This window comes from Sulfoacidibacillus thermotolerans, assembly GCF_003144315.1.
Classification (GTDB): domain Bacteria; phylum Bacillota; class Bacilli; order Alicyclobacillales; family SLC66; genus Sulfoacidibacillus; species Sulfoacidibacillus thermotolerans.
The window spans coordinates 1-1,926 of the sequence record NZ_MPDK01000074.1 but is presented as its reverse complement, the minus strand read 5'-3'; the positions used below and the strand labels follow the sequence as shown (position 1 = coordinate 1,926).

The 1,926-nt window shown below is 44.7% G+C and carries 2 protein-coding genes, 1 tRNA gene and 1 rRNA gene; all 4 read left to right on the top strand.

Annotation, left to right across the window (positions count from 1 at the left end; translation table 11 throughout):
- The first annotated feature begins 110 nt into the window (after positions 1 to 110).
- Positions 111 to 186 (top strand) — tRNA-Ala (locus BM613_RS14390).
- A 160-nt stretch (positions 187 to 346) separates the two neighbouring features.
- Positions 347 to 595, top strand: coding sequence for a hypothetical protein (locus BM613_RS14385; RefSeq protein WP_109431844.1), 249 nt, complete (start codon positions 347 to 349; stop codon positions 593 to 595).
- A gap of 144 nt (positions 596 to 739) precedes the next feature.
- On the top strand, positions 740 to 1,807 hold the full coding sequence (locus BM613_RS14380; protein ID WP_109431843.1) for an AI-2E family transporter: 1,068 nt from the start codon (positions 740 to 742) through the stop codon (positions 1,805 to 1,807).
- Positions 1,808 to 1,853: 46 nt separating this feature from the next.
- A 5S ribosomal RNA gene (gene rrf, locus BM613_RS14375) occupies positions 1,854 to 1,926 on the top strand; the annotation flags it as partial.

Below are 1,926 nucleotides of genomic sequence, written 5' to 3'. Positions count from 1 at the left end.
ATAGCTCAGCTGGCTAGAGCGCACGACTGATAATCGTGAGGTCAGTGGTTCAAGTCCACTTAGGCCCACCAGAACAGCTATTCATTGGCTGTCATATCTTGTCGCCACATGGGGATATAGCTCAGCTGGTAGAGCACCTGCCTTGCACGCAGGGGGTCAGCGGTTCGAATCCGCTTATCTCCACCAAAGTTTATACGGTAAGGCGGTTGGCGCCGACACATTGAAGATGTCTTTCAAGTATAGATGTGATTAGAGTAGATCTGGGCAATTGCTCAGATTTTTTATTTTAGAGAGACGTATAGCGACGGGACAGATGCGCATAGTACAGAAAGGAGTTTTGGTTATTGTGATTTTAACAACAGAGCGCGTTGTAGTTGGGCTTATCGCTTTTGGCATGTTGTTTTTTCTGCAAAGTAGGAGTCGCAGAGTGACAGACCAAATCGTGAAAAAGATGCAAGAAGACCGCGAACGGCGAATCGATGACTGGATAGAAGAAGAACGTTCCGAAGATTACGACCAATTCGAACTCCATCCACCCCGAAAGAAGTTAGAAGCAGAATCAGAAGAAAGATCACATTCGAAAGAAGAAGTGTGAAATTCATGTGATGTTGTCTGAAGATACGGTCTATCTATGCTTTTCACTGGAACGGTTCAATGGCGATGTCATAGTTTTACAGTCAGCATCATATATATGATGCGTGGTTTTGTTTGTCCAGCCATTTGAAACGGAGGCTGCAAAATGAGACTGTTGGATCACAAAGACCGCGCGCTCTATACCGCGGTCTTCGTGCTCATTGTATTGACGTGCCTTGAGCTCATTGGACAACTGCGCGAGTTTTTGTATGATATGTGGGATATTCTGTGGGCGATTTTATTGCCGCTTGTCATCAGCATTATTGCGACGTATGTATTGCGCCCTATTGTAGATGCGCTTGTTACACGCAAAGTACCTAGAACACTCGCGATTTTAGTGATCTATGCGTTGTTAGCCATTTTTTTGTTCGTCATCTTTTTAAATGCGCTCCCTTTACTCTCGCTGCAGATTCAGTCATTTCTCCGTCAATTGCCTGGTTATGTAGCGGCGATTGATGGGTTAATTGATCGGATGTCGTTTGTCGCGCGCGTTTTGCCTGAAGGGGTACGCGTGGCACTTGAAAAAGCGTTAAATAGCGCGGAGTCTGATTTGCTTAGCAGCTTGTCAAGGACACTTGTTGGCGTCAAAGATATGGTTAGTGGAGCGATTCAAGCGTTTATCATCCCGTTTCTCGTATTTTATCTTTTGAAAGATTATTCACTGTTTACTGCGCTTGTTGTTCGTTTATTTCCCAAACGATCACGGGCTGCTGTGGCAGAAATCCTTATGCGGATCGATCTTTCGCTCGGACGCTATGTGCGAGGACAATTACTTGTGATGTCTTTAGTAGGAGTAGCTACGTTTATTGGCTTGCTGATCGTGCGAATGCCTTATGCGTTTATGTTGTCTCTGCTTGTGGCGTTAACAAATATCATTCCGTATATAGGTCCTTTCATTGGCGCTGCTCCAGCACTCTTTATGGCACTTTCGGTCTCACATGGCATGCTGTTAAAAGTATTGTTGGTAAATCTCGTAGTCCAGCAATTGGAAGGCAATTTATTTTCTCCGTGGATCATGGGGAAAACAATGAATTTACATCCGCTTTTAATCTTGCTTGCAGTCATGTTTGCTGGAGAAGTTGCTGGGATTGCGGGTTTGATTTTTGCAGTTCCTGTCGTTGCTGTGTTAAAGGTGATTTTTGATCACGTCTATCATGATGCAGAAGAAAAATAAAAAAGAGGTTGACAGACCACTTTTTCATGAGTATAATAAATTTTAGCTTGGTGATGATGGCGGAGGGGACACACCCGTACCCATCCCGAACACGACGGTTAAGCCCTCCAGCGCCGATG